This is a genomic window from Pseudomonas violetae, from assembly GCF_023072615.1.
GTDB lineage: Bacteria > Pseudomonadota > Gammaproteobacteria > Pseudomonadales > Pseudomonadaceae > Aquipseudomonas > Aquipseudomonas violetae.
On sequence record NZ_JAKNRW010000043.1, the window covers coordinates 23,763 to 44,854 of the forward strand.

General features: G+C 61.6%; 18 protein-coding genes. 4 read left to right on the top strand and 14 right to left on the bottom strand.

Going from position 1 to position 21,092, the window contains the following annotated elements:
• Position 1: 1 nt before the first annotated feature.
• Genes L9059_RS27330 through L9059_RS27350 form a run of 5 tightly spaced genes read right to left on the bottom strand, consistent with a single transcriptional unit; the run spans position 2 to position 9,360 of the window.
• Entirely contained in the window at positions 2-1,621 is a 1,620-nt protein-coding gene (locus L9059_RS27330) for a DUF2300 domain-containing protein (RefSeq protein WP_247294046.1), read from the bottom strand.
• Between the two features lies 1 nt (position 1,622).
• Positions 1,623-6,188, bottom strand: a complete 4,566-nt coding sequence (locus L9059_RS27335; RefSeq protein WP_247294069.1) for an alpha-2-macroglobulin family protein — start codon at positions 6,186-6,188, stop codon at positions 1,623-1,625.
• A complete protein-coding gene (locus L9059_RS27340) occupies positions 6,185-6,787 on the bottom strand; it encodes a DUF1175 domain-containing protein (RefSeq protein ID WP_247294071.1) in 603 nt (200 codons plus the stop codon). The genes L9059_RS27335 and L9059_RS27340 overlap by 4 nt, the downstream gene beginning before the upstream one ends.
• A 32-nt stretch (positions 6,788-6,819) precedes the next feature.
• Complete coding sequence (locus tag L9059_RS27345; RefSeq protein WP_247294047.1) at positions 6,820-8,517, bottom strand: DUF2138 domain-containing protein; 1,698 nt, start codon at positions 8,515-8,517, stop codon at positions 6,820-6,822.
• A gap of 51 nt (positions 8,518-8,568) precedes the next feature.
• Positions 8,569-9,360: a YfaP family protein gene (locus L9059_RS27350; protein ID WP_247294048.1), complete on the bottom strand. Its 792-nt coding sequence runs from the start codon at positions 9,358-9,360 to the stop codon at positions 8,569-8,571.
• Between the two features lie 483 nt (positions 9,361-9,843).
• Between L9059_RS27350 and L9059_RS27355 the strand changes: the two genes are divergently transcribed.
• From L9059_RS27355 to L9059_RS27370, 4 genes are all read left to right on the top strand, one after another.
• Positions 9,844-10,086, top strand: coding sequence for an exodeoxyribonuclease VII small subunit (locus L9059_RS27355; protein WP_007894317.1), 243 nt, complete (start codon positions 9,844-9,846; stop codon positions 10,084-10,086).
• Positions 10,083-10,970, top strand: coding sequence for a (2E,6E)-farnesyl diphosphate synthase (gene ispA, locus L9059_RS27360; protein WP_247294049.1), 888 nt, complete (start codon positions 10,083-10,085; stop codon positions 10,968-10,970). Before L9059_RS27355 ends, ispA begins: the two co-directional genes overlap by 4 nt.
• Positions 10,971-11,062: 92 nt before the next feature.
• Entirely contained in the window at positions 11,063-12,961 is a 1,899-nt protein-coding gene (dxs, locus tag L9059_RS27365) for a 1-deoxy-D-xylulose-5-phosphate synthase (protein ID WP_247294050.1), read from the top strand.
• Between the two features lie 143 nt (positions 12,962-13,104).
• Positions 13,105-14,988, top strand: a complete 1,884-nt coding sequence (locus tag L9059_RS27370; protein WP_247294051.1) for a TonB-dependent receptor domain-containing protein — start codon at positions 13,105-13,107, stop codon at positions 14,986-14,988.
• A 42-nt stretch (positions 14,989-15,030) separates the two neighbouring features.
• On the opposite strand, the gene L9059_RS27375 is transcribed toward L9059_RS27370, so the two are convergent.
• From L9059_RS27375 to L9059_RS27415, 9 genes are all read right to left on the bottom strand, one after another.
• Complete coding sequence (locus L9059_RS27375; protein ID WP_247294053.1) at positions 15,031-15,831, bottom strand: cobalamin-binding protein; 801 nt, start codon at positions 15,829-15,831, stop codon at positions 15,031-15,033.
• A complete protein-coding gene (locus L9059_RS27380; RefSeq protein ID WP_247294055.1) occupies positions 15,831-16,250 on the bottom strand; it encodes an MFS transporter in 420 nt (139 codons plus the stop codon). Before L9059_RS27380 ends, L9059_RS27375 begins: the two co-directional genes overlap by 1 nt.
• A complete protein-coding gene (gene ribA, locus L9059_RS27385) occupies positions 16,247-16,864 on the bottom strand; it encodes a GTP cyclohydrolase II (protein ID WP_247294057.1) in 618 nt (205 codons plus the stop codon). The genes L9059_RS27380 and ribA overlap by 4 nt, the downstream gene beginning before the upstream one ends.
• A gap of 230 nt (positions 16,865-17,094) precedes the next feature.
• The gene (locus L9059_RS27390) at positions 17,095-17,829 is read right to left on the bottom strand and encodes a substrate-binding periplasmic protein (protein ID WP_247294059.1); all 735 of its coding nucleotides are present in this window, start codon (positions 17,827-17,829) and stop codon (positions 17,095-17,097) included.
• A 24-nt stretch (positions 17,830-17,853) separates the two neighbouring features.
• The gene (locus tag L9059_RS27395) at positions 17,854-18,357 is read right to left on the bottom strand and encodes a phosphatidylglycerophosphatase A family protein (protein ID WP_247294062.1); all 504 of its coding nucleotides are present in this window, start codon (positions 18,355-18,357) and stop codon (positions 17,854-17,856) included.
• Positions 18,354-19,319 (bottom strand): thiamine-phosphate kinase, encoded by a 966-nt coding sequence (gene thiL, locus L9059_RS27400; protein WP_247294063.1) that lies wholly within the window; start codon positions 19,317-19,319, stop codon positions 18,354-18,356. The genes L9059_RS27395 and thiL overlap by 4 nt, the downstream gene beginning before the upstream one ends.
• A gap of 18 nt (positions 19,320-19,337) precedes the next feature.
• Positions 19,338-19,838, bottom strand: a complete 501-nt coding sequence (gene nusB / locus L9059_RS27405; RefSeq protein WP_247294065.1) for a transcription antitermination factor NusB — start codon at positions 19,836-19,838, stop codon at positions 19,338-19,340.
• On the bottom strand, positions 19,835-20,311 hold the full coding sequence (gene ribH, locus L9059_RS27410; protein WP_003185938.1) for a 6,7-dimethyl-8-ribityllumazine synthase: 477 nt from the start codon (positions 20,309-20,311) through the stop codon (positions 19,835-19,837). Before ribH ends, nusB begins: the two co-directional genes overlap by 4 nt.
• A 91-nt stretch (positions 20,312-20,402) precedes the next feature.
• On the bottom strand, positions 20,403-21,092 hold a 690-nt coding region (locus L9059_RS27415), incomplete at its 5' end, for a 3,4-dihydroxy-2-butanone-4-phosphate synthase (protein ID WP_247294067.1).

Below are 21,092 nucleotides of genomic sequence, written 5' to 3' on the forward strand. Positions count from 1 at the left end.
CCTATTCCAGCAAGAGGTGACGGGCAAGCCCTTCGATGTAGGTTTCGTCCTGGCCGTTGGGATGTGCTTCAAAGGCCAGGTGCAGGTATTCATGGGTCAGGTCGAGGCGATCCTGCAGCGACAGCACGCCGCGTACATAGAGACGCAGGCGTTCTCGGTCGACGTAGGGCCGACCAAAAGCGAGGCGGCAGACGGCGAACGTGCTGACTTCGTTGTAGCCGGTTTCGCTTTCAAGCCTGGGACGCCAGCCTCGTCGCTGTTTTTGCAGCCAGTCCTGGGCGGCGGGCAGTGCTTCGCAGGACGCGACCGGGTTATCCCAGCGGCTGAGGCTGGCGCGTGGATAGGCGTGCAGCAGGATGGCGTCGTAGCGTTGGCCGGCGTTGGCTTGCTCGACGGCTTGCTGCCAGGAAAGTTTGTCCGGGCCCGGTTGGTCCGAGTGGTAAGTGACGGTGGTGCCGGCCAGCACCAGGTCGCTGGTCCAGGCGGCGATGTGGCGAGACTCGGCAGTGGCCGGCCTTGGGGCGACCCGTTGCCGAGCGCTGCTGTCGTCAATGCTCAGGCAGTCGCCGTTGCGGCTGGCGTTCTGCAGCAGGTAGGTGCGGATCGCCACGGCCAAGGCCTTGGCGGCTTCTGCGGGTTGCGATTGGGCTTCGCGCTGCAGGACTCTGGCGACGTATTCTTCACGTTCGAGTCGGGCCACCAGCTTATTATCGAGCAGGAACAGTTCGCCGTCGCTGCGGATATCGAGTTGGTTGCCGTTGGTGAACTCGACTCGTAAATCGCCTTGCAGCGGCCCGGACGTGACGATGCGATCCCCTGACATGACCCGCGCGATCGGATAACGAGAAAACAGTCCCACCTCGACACAACGCCCTGCTTGCGCCGGCCAGTCAACCGACAACACCGAGGCCAGGGCCTGGCCATGTTTGCGCAGAACCCTCTGGCTGGTTCCGCGCCCGCCCGCCCAGATGGGCGTGCCATCCACTGTCCATCCGGCAAAACCACCCTGGCGCGACGACGGATCCTGATCGCCCAACCAGCTCCAGGTTTTCACTCGCAGCCGGCCGCCAAACTCACCCACGGCGTTGCCGTCAGCGGCATTCAACACCACGTCGAGCAACACCTTTCGCGCCTCGGCCTGCGCCGGCATCAGCGCCAGGGCCTGAAGTAATTGCGCCACCGACACTCGCGTGGAAGGTTGCAATGACGGCAACTGCAGCAACCACTGCGGTGCCTGCCGCGCTTGCCAATAGGCGCGCCAGTCAGAGCCGGTAATGCCCAGTCGCGCCGGTTCGAAGTACAAGCCGCAGGATTTTACCAGGGCCTGATCGCGCTCGATCTTACCGCCGGAGCTGCAGCAGTAGACTTCTTCCTTAGACTGTCCGCGGCATTCATAGGATGATTCCCGCGCGCCGGTATCCACCAGCCAGGCGTAGACAAACAACTTCCACAGACTGCCCAGCGGCGCCTGCAAATCAGCAGGTAATGGCTGGCGGGCGATGAGCTGTGTGCGGCTGAGCGACAGCAGTTCCCCTTTGAAAGCCACACGTAAGGGCTCGTCCTGCGCTGTCGCCAGCGCGGGAATCAAGCACAGCAGGCACCAGACCACTGGCCGTAGCATGTCAGTGGACCGTGACTTGGCTCAGGGCCGGCGTCTGCTCCTGAGCCTGGTGCTGTGGCGCATAGACCTGACTGAAGCGCACTGGCGGCAGATTGAACTGGCCCTTTTGCGAGAACCGCACCAGATGGCGCAAGCGCAATTCGCCGCTCAAGGCGTCGACTGGAACGGCGTAGGCCATTTGCCCCGGTTCGAAACGCGCTTTCTCCAGTGCCGTCGGTTCGGTGCCTGCTTTGCCCATCAGCTTGATGCCCCAGGTGGTGCGCTCGACATCGGCTCCCGGCGGCAACGGCACTTCCAGCATGCCGTAGCGCAGTGGTTTCGAGGCCTTGCTGTTGATGATCACTTCATCCAGGTACAGGCTGTCGCTGGACAACGGCTTGCCGACCACCGGTTCGAGCTTGAAGGTGAAGGCTTCGTCACCCGGCACCAGACGTGACAAACGGCGCGTGACGGTCACGGCCAGCGGCTCGGCTGGCGGCTGCAGGGTCTGGAAGCTCAAGGCGGCTCTCAACGGCCGCTCCTGGGTGCCGGACAACGCCAGCACTGTCGGCACCGGCGAAGCACCCTGCCACGTCCAGTACATCTCGCCGGTAGCACCATGTTGCTTCTTCCAGCCTGCACCCGGTGCCAGCGCGATGGTGGGCGAGGCCTGCTCAATGCTGCGCGCCAACCACGTCAGGGCCAGGGCGCGCTCCAGGGTGGATTGTTGCGGCAATAGACGTTGCAGCAAAGCTTGCGCCTGGGCCTGGTCGAAGGGTTGCAGCGACAGGTTCAATGCTTCGACAAAGGGTTGTGAGCTGACCTCCAGGCGATGCCGGGCGTCAGCGAGTTGAAGGGTGAAGGCCTCCGGCAGACTGACCTTCAACTGGTTGGCCAGGGAGGCCGCCAGTACTCGGGCGGCCGCCAGGCCCAGCGCCGAATCCGGGGCCCCCATGACAAGGCTGTCTTGAGACTCGTCGAGCCTGTTCGCCGCTTGCCCCTCACCTGCTTGTGTCAGATCTTCCATCAACCCGCTGAGCAAGGTGTTCACCGGCAACTGCATCTGCCGGGCAAAGGACAGGATCAGCGCCCGCTGCAACAACGGGGTGTTTTTCGCCTGCTTCGCATACACCTCGAGCACCCGCTGCCAATGCTCCGGCGGCAGGCTCAATTCCAGGGCTTGGCTGGCGTGCCAGTCGGCGTAATACGCGTAGGCCGTGAGGAATGCGTCCGGCTCACCGTCCATGCCCCACCAGGTGAAGCTGGCCGATGGGCCGGCCATCTGCACCAGGCGCAGGCGGCTGTTTTGCATGATCAGGCGCAAGCGATCGCGGATTGGTGGGCTCGACGCCAACGCCGGATACGCAATGCTCAATGGCAGCAAACGGCTGGCGGTTTGTTCGACCCCGCCATAGGGATAACTCAGCAGATCATCGAGCGCCGTCCGGAACACCGCCTGCGCACTGTCATCCAGGCGCAAGCGGATATCCGTCGCGTCCGCAGGCAGGCTCAACGGCGTATCACCGCTCGCCACGTACAGGTTTTGGCTCTGGGTGACCTGCCAGCCTTCGCCGGTCGTGGTCAGGCGCACGGCCAGGGAGTCGGCAGTCTTGCCGTTCTGCACCAATTCGGCGGACCACTCTCCCGAGGCCAACGTAAAGGCAGGTATCGCGAGGTAATTGATGCCGTTGTTCAAGGTCACCGGCATGCGCTGCTCGGTACCGCCGTAGTGAATCAGCAGTTCGGCTTTGACCGGGTTTTCGGCCTGGCTGAACGCGAATACTCCAAGGTCCGGCTTGTCGCCATTGCGGAATCGGGTCGGGCCGCTCCACTTCAGGTACAGCGGTTTTTCCGAACGCACAAATTGCTTTTTCTGCCCTACCTGCCCGTCATCGGCGATGGCCCGGGCCGTGATGCGCCAGCGGGTCAGAGAGTCCGGCATGGTGAAGGTAAAACGGGTCTTGCCATTGGCGTCGGTGACCAACTCTGGCTGCCAGGCAGCGGTATCGACGTCTTCACGGCGCGGCCGCTCCAGCACTTTCACGCCGCGTTCGCTACGGTTGGCCTTTCCCGGTGCGCCAGGGCTGCCGGGCAGCGCGACGTCATAGCTGATGAACGACAGACTGGCGCTGGTGCGCACGTTGTTGCGTCGAGGGTGATAGAAAAACTGGTCGATGCTCGGCGCGACTTCCGGTTGCAACGCGTACACCATCTCATCCACCACGCTGACCGTCAGGTGCGCCGACACAGGCTTGTCGGCGAATGCGGTGGCGAGGTCGACCGACACTGTTTCACCCGGTTGGTAAGTCTCTTTATCCGTAACGATCGCCACGTCGATCTGCGGCGCAATCACCTTGATCCCGGCGTTCTGGAAGCTGTACTGACCACCCTTGGTGTAGAGCACCGAGAACGTCAGGTTGGGGGCAAAGTTGTCTTTTACCGGGATGCGCGCACGGTATTGGGTCTCGCTGAGTTTTTCCATTTTCAGCCAGTCGCCGCCCTTGGACATGAGTGCGGTGGCCTCGACTTTATCCCGCTCCAGCGACAGCAGCGCATCACTGACGGGCTCGGGAAAAGTGATCAGCGCCAGGGCCTCGTCACCCGCCCGATACTCGGGTTTGTCGAGGACGATCTCCACGGTGCCGGGCACGGCTTTCACGCCATCGCCCGTGACCGAATGCCCGGTGGCGCCGATCACCCGGCCCTGAGGATCTTTTAACGTCAGGTTGTAGGTGCCCGGACGCTCGAAGGCCAGGGTGAAGCCCTTGTCCGCCGCATCCAGCTTGCCTTCAGCGGTGCTCTGATCTTCCAGACGGACCCAGCTGTAACTGCTCGGCACAACCGTTTTGGCCTGCTCGCTGCCTCCTTGATCGAGATAGCTGAACAGCACTTTTTCCCCCACCGCACTGAAGCGCTGTGGTGTGCTCAGGCTGAAGCTGGCGGCACCACGGTCGATGAGGATTTCCTTGGTGGTCCGGACCCGATACGCCGCGCCATCACTGGCGAACACCGTCAGCATGTAGCGGCTCGGTCTGTCGGCAGCGGGCAGGTCCAGAGAGGCACTGCCCTTGGCGTCAGTGATCAGTTCAGTGCTGGTCAACTCAACTGGAAATTGGCCGAGGTATTGCAGCTCATTGTCGACCATCGACAGTTGCTGGGTGCGCAGGGTCAGGCTCAACCGGGCGTTTGCCACGGGCTTGCCATCCGGGTACAGCAGCACCAGGCTGCCCTTCACCGGTTCGCCGGTGCGGTAATCCTGCTTCGCCAGGTTCAGCGATATCTCGAAGTGCGGTTTGATGTATTCGGCGACGCGAAAGGCGCTGCTGTAGGCCTGGTTTTTGTAGCTGAAACGCAATTCGTAACCGCCGACCACCGCGTTGTCCGGCAACTGGAAACGGCCCTGGGTGCCGGCTTTGGAGTCCAGTTTCAGCGCCAGCGACTGCAGCGCGGTACCCGTGGCATCAAGGACGGTCACATTGACGTCGGCGGCGGTTGGCAGTACCGAATCCCGGGCATTCTTAAACTCACGCCCGACGATTTTCAGCGACACCCAATCCCCTGGCCGATACAGCGGCCGATCGGTGAAGGCATAAAGTTTGGTGTCGTATATTTCGCTGTCGTAATAGAAGTTCTCGGAGACAAACACCCCGCCTTCTTGGTCCTCGCCGATCACGAACGAACGTTCGGGGCTCACGTGTTTCAGGCGCAGCAAGCCATCGGCATCGGTGGCTCCGCTGCTCATGACGCCGAGGCCATCGGTCCATAGCACATTGACCTTCGGCACCGAGCTGCCTTCATGTTTGCGCGCTGCCCACACGAGCAATTCATCACCGGCAATCTTGCTCACGGCCACGGTGTTGGAGACGAACACCATGGTGGTCGCGCGATATTTACCAATTAGCGCCTCCACCAGGTACAGGCCCGGCTTCAGATTGCCCAGCGGGATGTAGACATTGCCCGGGGCGACGCTGACGAAATCGCTGGAGGAACCCGCCAGGTTCACGCCCGGCGGCGGCTGGATCGGCTTGGCTTCCCACAGCGGGTAGCGGAATTGACTGACCACCGGCAAACCCGGAATCAAGGCGAATTGTGGCTGGGCGTCGTAGGGCGTGGGCGCAGCCATGGCGGCGCCCATTTTCAGCTCTGGTACTGCCTCGGTGACTTGTTTACGTGACTCGTAGGAAAACGCTCGCTGCATCACCCGGCGGGACTTGCGATACCAGTTGTCCCACAGGTACGCGAGGGTGTTCGACAGGCCTTCGCCCTTGAACTGGCCGTCGCTGACTACCCGGTGCAGGTTCTTCTGGCGCTTGAGAAAGTCCAGAGGCTTGTCGATGCGATACACCCGGATGTCCGCGCCGCCATAGGGCTCCATGCGAAACCGGCGATAATCGCGCCCAGGGGCTTCGAGTCGAACCACTGCTTGTTCGTCGCTGGCAAAGCTACTGTCGGCCAACAGGAAAAAGCTTTCCCCGGGCACTGGCGTGTAGCCGCTTGGCTGGACGCTGTCTTCGGCATCGACCGCCGAAAAAGGCAGCATCAGGACCAACAGCAAAGGCAGAAAACGCAGCATGCGGGCACCGATCATTGGGAGAGAAAATTCAGTCGATAGACGCCGATGAAGTTGGGGTTGGCTGCGTCGGGTATCCATCGGGTGTCCTTCCATGTCATGAGTTGCTGCAGGCTCGCGGAGCGCATGCCATTGTCAGTCGGGGTACTGGTGCCCGTGTGATAGGCGATGTTACGGCCCATCCAGATCATCAGGTGCTGGTCGTCGCCCTGATCAAAAAACATCAGGTCGCCGGGCCGGGCCTGAGCCACGTCACGGCCAACCAGATGACTGTTGAACTGGATCAGCTTGATGGCGTTGACGTAGGGCCCAACCTTGCCGCCACCTTGCTGCCACTGCCTGGCCAGGCCGCGTTGCGTCTCGCTCAGTTGCAATTCCGGCGGCAGGTAGCGATTGGACAAGCCATTGCTGCGCAGCCATTTGCCGTCATGCACCTTCAGCGCTTCGTTGGCGGCGAATCGAACCAGCCCGGCGCAGTCCTGCTGATACCAGCGCGGACTTGGGCCCTGCACCAACTGCTCTTGGGCGATGCGTACGAACCAGGCGCGAAATACCTGGGATTGCTGTGGATCGAGCGAGGCCACATCGCTGGCGAACACGCGACTGCCCAAGAGCATCGCCAAAAGGCCAAGGCTGCGCACAAGCAAGGTCACAGCGCTTGCCACTGCAGTGGCAGCCACTGCCAATGACCGTCAGGCTCACTGCCTGCGGGCAAGGTCAGGGCGTACTTGCCATAGCCCCCCAACGTGCGCAGTTTTGGGATCAGATAAGTCTGAGCGGCGTTGTAGAACACCGGTTCCATGTCTTGTGGCAGGCTGTCGAGGGTTTCCCGCTGCATCAGTTGCGCCATGGATTGCGGACCGAAGTACACCGGCATGACCAGGTCTTTCGGCACTAGGTCAGCCATCGGCGGGAAACGCTTGTCGAGGGTGCCGAGGGCTTTGTCGACGAGCTTGTCATCAAGGGAGAACAGCAGCGTCGAGCCATGACGCGCCAGACTCACGCGCATGAACGCCTTGCCGCTGATCGCGTCCGGTTGTTCAGCATCCTTGGCCGCATAGGGGCCGAAGTTGGAGCTGACCTGGCGCTGCCACTGACGGCTTTCACCTTCCTGTTTTTCCACCACCGGGAAAGCATGCTCATCGACCTTGCCTTCATAGGCACCGACCATCGAGCCGAACAAAGTGCCCAGGTCGCCGTCGAGTCTGGCGCTGTCATCATCGTCCAGGCTCGCCACCATCAACGGCGTGTACAGCCGCGAATCGGCGTACCAGCACAGGCCGGCAGCACCTGCCATGTGTCCGGTCAACGCCTGGGCCACCTTGTCGTCGGCGCCGAGCTTCACCAGTAAGGGTTGCTGTTGCTCGGCGGCCAGCGGCAAGGCCACACAGGCGCTGGCGCCCATGGGCATGGCCTGCCAGATCGGCTTGAAATCGAAGTCTGGCTGGTTGTCCAGTTCGTCCATAGCGAGGAAGCTGTGCCAGCCCTGGTCGTCCATGTCGAACCGCAGCCCGGCAAAGTTGGGGATGAATCGCTGGTAGCCCATGGCCAAAACACTGGAATTCACCGACAGCCGCTGTTTCACCTCCGGGGCTCGGGGTTGCAGGCCAAATGCCTCGGGGAACAGTTTTTCGCCATTGAGCAAGGCCGCGATGGCCTGGCTGGAAACGCTGCCCGGCTCTGGCGCTGCGCCATCTTCGGGGTCTTGCAGGCGGGTCGGATTGGACAGCACCACCAATTTGTCGCCATGAGAAGCGAACAGCAACGCCTTGGTAGCGTTATAGGTCAGCTGGTACAGCGCGACATCGTCGGCTCCGACTTTCACCTCAGCGACCTTGCTCAACTGGGTATCATCCAGCGCCACCTTGGCCAGCGGCTCCAGCACTTTGGCCAGGCCTCCACGATCCATCACCAGCAGAAAATCCTTCAGGCGACCATCCGCCCCGCGCCACAGTGCAACGTCTGCCGGCTGATCGAAGAGTTGCTCGATGAGGCTGTCCTGCAATTTCAGGTCATGTTCGTAAATAATCCGTCGCAGACTGCCGATCAAGCCCAGGCGATCGGCATGGGTCTCGTAATAGAAGACGAAATCCTCAGTCAGGGTTTCCTTGAGGAACGGCACGGCCAGCAGGTCTTTGGGCAACTGACTCAGGGAATGGGTTTCGAGCAGGCCGTCCGGCCGGCTCATCCCCAGCTTGTCGCTGGCCAGCAGCGCCATCGGCGCCTTGGGTTTGTACATGAACCAACCCATGGCGCCGGCCACGCCAGCCACTACGCACAGCCCGATCAACAGTGCCGGCCAGCGACGCGGGGGATTGGCTGACGCAGGTACAGTGTTATCGCTCATATTCACGCTCATGTTCCCAAGGCTCAGCAGTTCATCCGTGGAGCGGGATGCTTAATAGTTGAAAGTCTTGACCAGCAGCAGGTCACCAATCGCGCGCAGGGGCACGATGAAGGTTTCGCGTTTTTCGTTGACGGTGTTCTCGTTCAGCACCAGGTTGATTTGCGAGGTGATGACCTCGTTCTGGTTACTGGTCTCATCGAAGTTATAGCCGCCGCTACCGAAGTTGCCCCAATAGTTGACGTAAACCAGATAGGTGCCACGCATCGGCGCGGTCATGGTGAACATTTCCGGGCCGGGACCGTCCACCCCGTCCGGGTCCAGGCCGCCCCCGTTGGATAACGCCGGATGCGACCAGAATGCATGCTGGCCATCGGGTGTGACGATGTGCAGGTCGAGCTCGGCTTTCGGATCGTCCCAGCCCAGCACCACGCGAATGCGCGCTGGCGTACGCAGGTTGTTGGCTTCGTAGAACTGCACGCGTTTCAGCGACTGGCCTTCAGCGCTGCGCACTTCGACACTGTTGGAGCCGGCGCCGAACGCATAAGGTCGGGCGAAGCGGCCCTGCTCGTCGGTGTACAGATTGAGGGGATTACCATTGACCGCCAGGCTGTGCGGACCGCGCTGTGTGCCGATAGCCTTGAGCTGGCCCTCGATCATGCTGCGATTGCGCTGCACGCCCCGGTCGATAGGCGGTGTCGGATAGGCGACTTGAGGGTGTTCACTGCGATCGAGCAGACCGTTGTAACGCCAGCCGCCGACCGGTTCCGACAATTGCGCCGTCGGTTCGGCCAAGGCAGCAGTCGTGCAGACCCACCCCAGCAGCACCGGAAGAAATGAACGCATGTAACGCCTCCTGCCATGCACAATGAAGCCCTGCGCCTGATCCTCGGCGCGTGACAAATCCAGATACTGCGTTTCGTCAGAAAGACCTGTGAATATCGGGTCAAGGATGGCGCGAGGTTAGACAGTCGGCCGGTTTTTCACAATCAGATCCGGCTGAATTTGCGGTAGGAGTCACGGCGAAGGGGTGGACGGTGAGCCGAATAGCATTTCTATTCGGCTCATTCGTCTCAAGAGAACGCCACGAACGCCCCTATCCGGACAACTCAGCAGGAACCAAGGCCCGTGGCGAGGGAGCTTGCTCGCGCTCGAGTGCGCAACGCTCGCAGGATTTCGGCGCCGCCACGCAGCCCAGCGGGAGCAAGCTCCCTCGCCACAGAGTGTGGTTGACCCTGGGAATGAGCCTTTGACGCCCCCGCTCATTTGCCCATAACCCCCATGTCTGCTAGTGTCGCGCCGGTTTAACGTCAACCGGAAATAGCCGCCATGGCCCGCAAAAAAGCTGCACTGGATTTCGAACAATCCCTCGCTGACCTGCAAACGCTGGTAGAGCGCCTGGAGAACGGCGAATTGTCGCTGGAAGACTCGCTGACGGCTTTCGAGCAGGGCATCGGGCTGACCCGCGATTGCCAGGCGGCGCTGGCCCAGGCCGAGCAAAAGGTTCAGGTGTTGCTTGAGCGCGATGGCGAACTCGCCGAGGAACCCTTCGACGCGGACCAGCCAGAATGATTGCCGGGTATTCGGCAACCAGCCAGGCGCGGGTCAATGCTGCGCTGGAGACCTTGTTTGTCGCCCCAGGCCCCGAGCTCGCACGGTTGTACGAAGCCATGCGCTACAGCGTGATGAACGGCGGCAAACGTGTTCGTCCATTGCTGGCCTATGCCGCCTGCGAAGCCTTGGGCGGTCAGGTCGAACAGGCTAACGGCGCGGCCTGTGCGGTCGAATTGATCCACGCCTATTCCCTGGTGCACGACGATCTGCCGGCCATGGATGATGACGATTTGCGGCGCGGCCAGCCGACCACCCACAAAAAATTCGACGAAGCTTGCGCCATTCTCGCCGGCGACGGCTTGCAGAGCCTGGCGTTCAGCGCCCTGCTCGATCCGCAACTGAGCACCGCCGATGCTGACATTCGCCTGCAGATGGTAGGCACCCTGGCGTTGGCGGCAGGCCCGGCCGGTATGGTGGGCGGCCAGGCCATCGATCTCGGCTCAGTCGGTTTGAAGCTTGATCAGAAGGCACTGGAGTACATGCATAGGCACAAGACCGGCGCGTTGATCGAGGCCAGCGTCAAGCTGGGCGCCCTGGCCAGCGGCCGTGCCGAAAAGGACGAACTGAAGTCCCTGCAGATTTATGCACGGGCCATCGGCCTGGCGTTCCAGGTGCAGGACGACATTCTTGACGTCGAAAGCGATACAGCCACCCTGGGCAAACGCCAGGGCGCCGATATTGCTCGCGACAAGCCGACCTACCCGGCCCTGCTCGGCCTCGACGCGGCCAAGGCATATGCTCTGGAACTGCGCGATCAGGCCCTGCTCTCCCTGCGACCGTTTGACGCGTCAGCGGAGCCGTTGCGCGACCTTGCCCGCTATATTGTCGAGCGCCGTAGCTGACGGCGTATCCGCCAAGTTAAAACCAACGCGTGGGCAGGGGGCGATGCATCAGGTAAACTGCCGCATCTTTTATACCTATAACGATTCGCCTGATGCCCACGACGTTTCATGAGATTCCCCGCAAGCGCCCGACCACGCCCCTGCTCGACCGTGCCAACACGCCGGACGGCCTGCGCCGGTTAGGCGAAGCCGAGCTGGAAACCCTGGCCGATGAGTTGCGCCTGGAATTGCTTTATACGGTCGGACAGACCGGTGGGCATTTCGGCGCCGGCCTGGGCGTCATCGAGCTGACCATCGCGTTGCATTACGTGTTCGACACTCCGGATGACCGGCTGGTGTGGGACGTGGGCCATCAGGCTTATCCGCACAAGATTCTCACCGGCCGGCGCGAGCGTATGGCCACGCTGCGCCAGAAGGACGGCGTTGCCGCGTTCCCGCGTCGCTCTGAAAGCGAATACGACACCTTTGGCGTCGGCCACTCCAGCACCTCGATCAGTGCCGCGCTGGGCATGGCCATTGCCGCCCGCCTGCAGAACAGCGATCGCAAGGCGATCGCAGTGATCGGCGACGGCGCACTGACCGCCGGTATGGCATTCGAAGCGTTGAACCACGCGCCGGAAGTGAACGCCGACATGCTGGTGATCCTCAACGACAACGACATGTCGATCTCGCGCAACGTCGGCGGGCTCTCGAATTACCTGGCGAAGATCCTGTCGAGCCGCACTTACGCGAGCATGCGTGAAGGCAGCAAGAAGGTCCTGTCGCGCCTGCCCGGCGCCTGGGAGATCGCTCGCCGCACTGAAGAATATGCCAAGGGCATGTTGGTCCCCGGTACGCTGTTCGAGGAATTGGGCTGGAATTACATCGGCCCGATCGATGGCCACGACCTGCCGACCCTGATCGCGACCCTGCGCAACATGCGCGACCTCAAGGGCCCGCAGTTCCTGCACGTGGTCACCAAGAAAGGCAAAGGCTTCGCTCCCGCAGAGGTCGATCCGATCGGCTATCACGCGATCACCAAGCTGGAACCCGTCGACGCGCCCGCCGCAGCCCCGAAGAAAGCCGGCGGACCGAAGTACTCCGGTGTGTTCGGCGAATGGCTGTGCGACATGGCCGCCGAAGACCCGCGCCTGGTTGGCATCACCCCGGCCATGAAGGAAGGCTCGGACCTGGTGGCGTTCAGCGAGCGATTCCCGGAGCGCTACTTCGACGTGGCGATTGCCGAGCAACATGCCGTGACCCTGGCGGCTGGCATGGCGTGCGAAGGTTCCAAGCCGGTGGTGGCGATTTACTCGACCTTCCTGCAGCGGGGCTATGACCAGCTTGTGCATGATGTGGCAGTGCAGAACCTCGACGTGCTGTTCGCCATCGACCGCGCCGGCCTGGTAGGCGAAGACGGTCCGACCCACGCTGGCAGCTTCGACCTGTCGTTCCTGCGCTGCATCCCCGGCATGCTGGTGATGACGCCAAGCGATGAAAACGAACTGCGCAAGATGCTCACTACCGGGCACCTGCACAACGGTCCGGCTGCGGTGCGCTATCCGCGCGGCAATGGTCCGAATGCAACCATAGAAAAAACTCTCGAACCGATCGAAATCGGCAAGGGCATCGTTCGCCGCCAGGGCAGCACAGTCGCTTTGCTGGTGTTCGGCGTGCAACTGGCCGAAGCGCTGAAAGTCGCCGAGACGCTGGATGCGACCGTGGTCGACATGCGTTTCGTCAAACCGTTGGATGAAGCCCTGGTTCGTGAAATCGCCGGCAGCCACGACTTGCTGGTGACCGTCGAGGAAAACGCGATCATGGGCGGCGCCGGTGGCGCGGTCAGCGAGTTCCTGGCCCGGGAGAATATCCTCAAGTCGATGCTGCACCTGGGCTTGCCGGATATCTACGTCGAGCACGCCAAGCCAGCACAGATGCTGGCTGAGTGCGGTCTGGATGAAGCCGGGATCGAGGCGTCGATTCGCCGACGCCTGCAATTGCTCAACATTTGAATAAATGCAAAACCCCTTGTGGGAGCGGGCTTGCTCGCGAATGCGCCGGATCAGTCAATTGAGAGTCGACTGACGCCCCGCATTCGCGAGCAAGCCCGCTCCCACATTTGATTTATGTACACCTGAAACACCGACGGATGCCAATGAAACTCGCCCCTCTCGCCCTGACGCTGACCCTCCTGCCATCCGGCTCACTGCTGGCCGACACTTTCGAACGCGACCAGGCCCTCAAGCTCCCCGACGTGCTGATCAGCGCCAACCGTCAGGTCGAAGCCCGCAACGACAGTAGCGCCGCCAATACCGTGTTCACCCGCGAAGACATCGACCGCCTGCAACCGGCCAGTGTCACTGACCTGCTACGTCGCGTGCCAGGCGTGCAGGTCGGACAAGCCGGCGGGCGCGGCAGTCTGCCGGGGATTTATATTCGAGGCACCAAGTCGGCGCAAAGCCTGGTGCTGGTCGATGGCCAGCGTATCGGCAACTCGACGTCCGGCGACAGCAACCTGCAGCACATCAACATCGAGCAGGTTGAGCGAGTGGAAGTATTGCGTGGCTCCCGGTCGGTGATATATGGCAGTGATGCGATTGGTGGGGTGATCCAGATTTTCACCCGCCGCGGCGGCGAACAGGGCCTGCAGCCCCGCCTGCATGCCGGTTTTGGCAGTAATCAGACCTGGGAACGCAGCCTTGGCTTGTCTGGCGGTAACGAGAAAACCCGCTTCAACCTCGGGGCCAGTCTCGATGAAACCGCCGGAATCGATCGCACCCACGAGTCGTACCCCAGCGATGGCGATCACGATGAGTACCGCAACAAGTCGGTCAGCATGAGCCTCAGCCATGCGCTGACTGATGACGTCGAAGTCGGCGCCAACCTGCTGGATAACCGCGGCAAAAGCGCGTTTGACAATCCGTTCGGCCGTTTCGACATGGACACCTTCGAATCAGTCCAGCAGCAGCCCTACAGCGATTTCACCGTGAGCAGCGTCAGCAGTTACTTTGATGCGAAGGTCAACGACGCCTGGAAAACCCGGCTCGAACTGGGTCACAGCGAGAACCGTGAGAAGACGCTCGACAAGCTCAGTGATGAGCGCAGCGTTTTCAACACCTACCGCGATTCGCTGAATTGGCAGAACGACCTGACGCTCAACGCCCGCAACAGCCTGATCCTCGGTGGCGACTGGTACGAAGACCGGATCAACAGCAGCACACCTTTTGACGAGGACAGTCGCTGGAACCGCGCCGCGTTCATTCAACATCGCTACCAGGCGGATAGTTTCTCCACAGAACTGGGCTTGCGCCGGGACCAGAACCAGCAGTTTGGCGGCCAGAACAGCTGGAGCGGCACCTTCACCCTGCCGCTGAACCCGGACAACGACCTGTTGCTGAGCTACAGCGAAGGTTTCCGCGCACCGACCTTCAACGACCTGTACTACCCGGATTTCAGTAACCCCGACCTCAAGCCGGAAACCTCGAAGAGCTACGAGCTGCAATGGCGCAGCCAGTTGAGCGAAACCAGCCGTCTGGAGGCATCGTTGTATCGCACCGACCTGGAAGACGCGATCATCTTCGGGAGCAATTCACGCCCGCAGAACGTCGCATCGGCGCGGATCAACGGGTTCGAGGCCGCGTTGAAACAGGAACTGTTCGGCTGGCAAGGCAATCTGGGCGTAGCAATCATCGACCCGCAGGATCGCGACACCGGTCATACCCTGGCGCGCCGCGCTCGACGCACCCTGAGCCTGGACCTGGACCGGCAGTTCGATCGCCTGGGAGTCGGCGCCAGCTGGCAGGCGGTGAGCAGCAGTTATGACGACGAGACCAATCTGCAACCGCTTGGCGGTTATGCGCTGCTGGGGTTACGCAGCAGCTGGGAACTGAATCGCGAGGTCAAGCTTGAGCTGAAGGTGGATAACCTGTTGGACAAGGGTTATAGCCGGGCGCTGTACAGCCATGACGGCAGCCAATATGGGTATCGCGAGGAAGGTCGGGCGTGGATGTTCGGGGTGAGCTGGACGCCTGAGCTCTGATCCAACGGTGCCTGGGCTTGCCCACGATGCAGGCGACGCAGTTTAGCGGTCGGGCGCAATCAGCCGACACAATGCGGCCGTCGCCTCGATCATCTGTCCGCTTGGCCGCTCCAGTCCCTTATCCGCCACCCTCAACAACCGCCCTTGCGCCACTGCCGCTACCTGGGGCCAGGCCTTCCATGCCTCAAGCTGTGCCTGGTCACCGGCTAAAATCACCTCGGGATTGCGCTGCAGCACCGCCTCCACGCTCACCTGCGGCGCCGGCAGCTGCAGGTCGGAAAACACATTGCGCGCCCCACACACTTCAAGTGCATCACTGATGATCTGCCCGCCACCGACGGTATACAGCGGTCGATCCCAGACCTGATAAAACACCCGCAATGGTTCATCCCTTCGGTACCGCTGGCGCAGTTCAGCCAGGCGCTCGCGCAGACTTGCAGCCAATGCCACGCCCCGTTCCGGTCGCCCGAGTTGCCGGGCTATCGCCTCGATCTGCGCCGCGAGTTGTTGCAGGTCATGAGGCTCGGCAACGTAGGTGGGGATATTCAGGCGTTTGAGCTGTTCACGCTGGGCCGGGCCGACGCTGCCGGGCCACAGCAACAGTAAATCGGGCTTGAGGCTGAGCAGGCGCTCCATGTCCAACTGGCCGTAGCGGCCGACTGATGCCAGATGATTCAGCGCCGCCGGACGCTCGCCGGCATCCAGCACGCCCACCAGGAGATCTGCAGAATTCAATTCAACGACGATTTCAGTCAGGGACGGCGCCAGGCTGACCACCCGCTCGACCGCTGCAGCGTTGCCGCTCACGGCCAGCAGCAACACCGCCAGCCAATAACGCAACATCAGCCGAGCTGACGCGGGATACGGTAAAGGTAGAACAGCACTGCGGTCGACAGCGCCAGCAGGAACAACGGCACCGCTTCAAGACCGACAAATACCGCCAGGGCACCGATCCAGGCAGGCAAACCGGCGACCAGGAGCGCCGTGCGGCGTTTGGCGGCCAGGCTAATCCAGGCGACGGGCTCTTCAGGGGTATCGAGGGCTTTTTGCGTGGCAATCAACCCATGCTTGTAGGCGCCAAAGAATTTCAGGCTGACAAACATCGACGCGACCCCGGCAATGAACAAAGGCATCGCCAGCACAGGCAGGATCGGCTCGCTATCGCCGAATAAGCCGTTGATCACAAAAAGCGGCGCCAGTGCCAGCGCCAGGTATTGCCACCAGTTGACGGAAAGTCGCCGCCGCACCTGACCTCGGGTCACGCCCGACCTACCTCGCCCTGATGCTCATTGCCCATCATGTGGTCGAGCTTGCTGGCCTTGGTGGCCAGGTACAGTTTGTTGTGCGGGTTGTGCCCGGTGTGCAACGGCACGCGCTCGGCGACCACGATACCCATATCGGTCAAGGCTTTGACCTTGCGCGGGTTGTTAGTCATCAGGCGCAGGGAGTTCACTCCCAGATGTTCGAGCATCGGCAGGCACATGGCGTAGTCACGCTGGTCAGCGGCGAAGCCCAGGCGCTCGTTGGCTTCGACGGTATCGGCACCACCGTCCTGCAATTCATAGGCACGGATCTTGTTCAGCAGGCCGATGCCGCGACCTTCCTGACGCAAGTACAGCAACACGCCACGGCCTTCACGGGCAATGGCCTGCAAGGCGGCCTCAAGCTGCGAACCACAGTCGCAGCGTTGACTGAACAAGGCATCGCCGGTCAGGCATTCGGAGTGCAAGCGACCGAGTACCGGGGCACCGTCATCGAACTCACCCAGGCTCAGGACGACGTGCTCGCGCCCGTTCTCTTCGTCGAGAAAGCCGTGCATGGTGAATTGCGCAAAAGGCGTTGGCAGCTTGGAAGCGGCGACAAAAACGACAGGCACCGGTGTGCTCCTGTTCTATAGGTACTGGAGATTCGCAGACGCGGCATTGTAACAGCAGGTTCCAGCAGACGCTCAGGCTGAATTATGGGGCATAACGATCAAAAAGTTTGATCTCAGGCCTCCATCACCGCTGTGGGAGCGAGCCTGCTCGCGATGGCGCAGTACCAGTCGACATCAAATGACAGTTATACCGCTATCGCGAGCAGGCTCGCTTCCACAGTGATCTGTGTTTAATTTGAGGCAAATGGATACGGCTGTTTCCACTTGGCGAAAATCGGCTTCAACTGCCCGCTCTTCACCAACACGTCCATGCGCTGATCGAACAACGCCATCAAGCCGCGAGCCTTGGGGTTGTCGGCAAAGCACAGGTACAACGGCAGCTCCGCGACATGGGTGCGGCGAAACTGCGAGGGATCCTTGGCCCGACTGACCAGGTAATCCACCTCGGTCAGGGCATCGATGTAGTAGTCGGCGCGATTGTGGATCAGCATCGACAGGATGCCAGTGCGCCGAATCACTTCGTTGTAGTGGCGGACATTGGGCAGATAGAGTTGATATTGGTAGCCACGCACCCAGGCCAGCCGGTAGCTGCCCAGGGTATCGAGGGTGGGGGCAGGATTGCTTGCCAGCCCCAAGGCATAGACGTGATCTGTGTCGTAATTCCACTTTGGATAAAGCAGATCGCTGACCTCATCACGATAGCCGCCGACACAGGCATCCACTTCATCGCGCTGGGCCAAGCCGATGGAGCGAGTATAGGGTTCGGTACGGATGTCGAGCTTGACGCCTGCGGGCTCGAACACTGCGCGCAGGACATCCCAGGCCAGGCCATGACCATCGGCAGCGGTGTAGTCTTCCCACTCTTCGCTGGCCAGGTGAATGACGGAAGGCGGCGTCAGGTCACTCGCCGGCACCCAAGAGCACAGCATCGCCAAAATCATCACCGCCAAACCGCGCAGAGCCATTCCCTGCCCCCCCTGATCAGTCCCTCAAGCGAAAAGCCACACCAGCCCCTGCATCACCAACCAGGAAAACACGCCAGCCAGTACGTCATCCAGCATAATCCCGACTCCGCCGTGCACGTGCCGGTCAATCCAGCGTATCGGCCACGGCTTGAGGATGTCGAAGAAGCGGAACACCAGGAACCCCGCAAGCAACCAGTACCAGCCTTCCGGCACCAGCCACAGGGTGATCCACATTCCGACCATCTCGTCCCAGACGATACCTTCGTGGTCGTGCACGCGTAAATCGTCGGCCACCTTGCCGCACAGCCAGAAGCCGAACAGCATGGTAATGCCCAGCATCAGCCAGTAACCCCAATCGGGCAGCATCTGCCATAAAGGGATAAAGGGTAGCGCAACTAACGACCCCCAAGTGCCCGGCGCCTTTGGCAGGGTGCCCGAGCCAAAGCCGAACGCCAGGAAATGCCACGGGTTGCGCCAGACCGACGGCGGTACGAATTCCGCCGGAACCTGCTTGGGATGATCTGTCACGTTGTCTCCCGAAAATGTTGGTAGCCCCGGGTTTGCGGGGTGATGTCTCGTCCGTCGTTGTCCAGCAGGGTCACACCCTGACCACTGACTACACGTCCGACCACATGGATCGGCCAGCCGGCGGCCAACAGACCTGGCAACTCGACGGACGGCAAGGTAAAGGCCAACACGTAATCGTCGCCACCGCTCAACGCAGCTTCTTCTGCGCCCGCCTGACCGAGGAAAGCCACCAAGGGCGCCGAGACAGGCAGCTTACTGCGCTCGACCTGAATACCTACCTTGGAGGCGAGCGCTATGTGCCCGCAGTCGGCCAGCAGACCGTCGGAGATATCAAGCGCCGAGGTCGCCTTGCCCCGTAGCGCTCGACCCAGGGCCAACTGAGGCTGCGGCGACCAATAGTGTGCCAGCAACGAACCGGCAATCGATGGGTCGGCCGTTCGCTGGCCGAGCACCAGCGGCAAAGCGCCGGCGGCGTTGCCCAGCTCGCCGCCAACGCACATCAGGTCACCTGCCTGCGCCCCGCTGCGGACCAGCGCCTGACCGCTGGGCAGCCGGCCAAATACCGTCATGGTCAGGCTCAGCGGTCCTCGGGTGGTATCCCCTCCCACCAGCGCCACACCGCAGCCCTGGGCCATGAGATTTAAACCGCGGGCATAATCCTGCAGCCAATCGGCAGTCACCGTCGGCAAGGTCAGGGCAAGGGTAAAGGCAACTGGCGTGGCGCCCATGGCGGCCAGATCGCTGACCGCCACCGCCAGCGAGCGCTGGCCGAGCAGAAAAGGGTCGCAAGGATCTGCGAAATGTACACCCGCAACCAGGGTGTCAGTGGAAATGGCCAACTGTTCCCCGGGGGCAACAGCCAGCAAGGCACAATCGTCGCCTATTCCCAGAGCAACGCCTTCGCCGCCTTGCGCACAAGGCGCGGCGGCGAAGAAATTGCGGATCAGCTCAAACTCACCCATTGCGATAGCAAGCGCCGATCAGCGCTTGTACGCCTTCACTTCAGCTTCACGCAGACGCGGAGCCAGCTTGTCGAGTACGCCGTTGACGAACTTGTGGCCGTCGGTGGAACCAAAGACTTTCGCCAGCTCGATGCCTTCGTTGATCACAACGCGATACGGCACGTCGACACGCTTGATCAGCTCCCAGGTGGACAGGCGCAGAACAGCCAGTTCTACCGGGTCCAGCTCTTCGATCGTGATGTCCAGGCACGGCGTCAGTGCAGCGTCGATTTCGGTCTTGTGGGCCGGAACGCCGTGCAGGATGTCGTGGAAGTACGCGGCATCGACATCGCTGAAATCGTTATCGACCCGGAACTGCGCTTCGATCTCGTTCAGCGATTGCTTGGCCATGTGCCATTGGTACAGCGCTTGAGTCGCGAGCTGACGGGCTTCGCGACGCTTGACACTTTTCGATGGCTTGCCGGCATCCGCAGGCTTTGGATCGCGTGGGTTGAAACGATCACTTTCGTCGCTAATCACTTGGCCTCCAACTGCGCCAGCAGGCTGACCATTTCCAGGGCGGACAGGGCAGCTTCGGCACCTTTGTTACCGGCCTTGGTGCCGGAACGTTCGATGGCTTGCTCGATGGAATCAACGGTCAGGACGCCGAAAGCGACCGGTACGCCGAACTCCATGGACACCTGGGCCAGGCCCTTGGTGCATTCGCCGGCCACGTATTCGAAGTGCGGAGTACCGCCACGAATGACCGCGCCCAGGGCGATGATTGCCGCGTACTCGCCCTTCTGAGCGACTTTCTGCGCAACCAGCGGGATTTCGAAGGCGCCAGGCGCACGGATGATGGTGATGTCGCTTTCGCTCACGCCATGGCGAACCAGGGCATCAACTGCACCGCTAACCAGGCTTTCAACGACGAAGCTGTTGAAACGGCCAACTACCAAAGCGTAGCGGCCTTTAGGGGCGATGAAGGTACCTTCGATGGTCTTCAGGGTCATTCGTTAGATCTCTTAAAGAGCCGGGACGCGTTTTCTACGCGTCCCTCAGTGATGTGTTAACCGCGAATCAAGGCCCGGAAACAACCGGTCATTATTCGGAGGGCACGTATTCTACAACTTCCAGATCGAAACCGGATATCGCATTAAATTTCATTGGCGCACTCATCAGGCGCATTTTACGTACGCCCAGGTCCCGCAGGATCTGCGAACCGGCACCGACGATGCTGTAGGTGGTCGGCTTTTTCACTGCTACCTGGTCGGCCGTCTCGCGGATGTGCGCGAGCAGCACGTCACCATCGAGCGGGTGACCGAGCAGCAACACCACGCCGCTGCCAGCCTCGGCGACCGCAGCCATCGCGGCCCGCAGGCTCCAGCGACCGGGCTGCTTGACCATCAGCAGGTCGCGCAGCGGGTCCATGTTATGCACGCGAACGAGGGTCGGCTCGTCGGCGCACACGGTGCCCAGGATCAGCGCCATGTGCACATCGCCTTCCACTGAATCACGATAGGTCACCAGGTTGAATTGGCCCAGTTCGCTATCCAGCGGCTGCTCGGCGATCCGCTGAACGGTACGTTCGTGGATCATCCGGTAGTGGATCAGGTCGGCGATGGTGCCGATCTTGATGTTGTGTTCGGCGGCAAAGGCTTCCAGTTCGGCGCGACGGGACATGGTGCCGTCGTCGTTCATCACTTCGCAGATCACTCCGCTCGGCTCGAAACCGGCCATGCGTGCCAGGTCGCAGGCGGCCTCGGTGTGGCCGGCGCGGGCCAGGGTACCGCC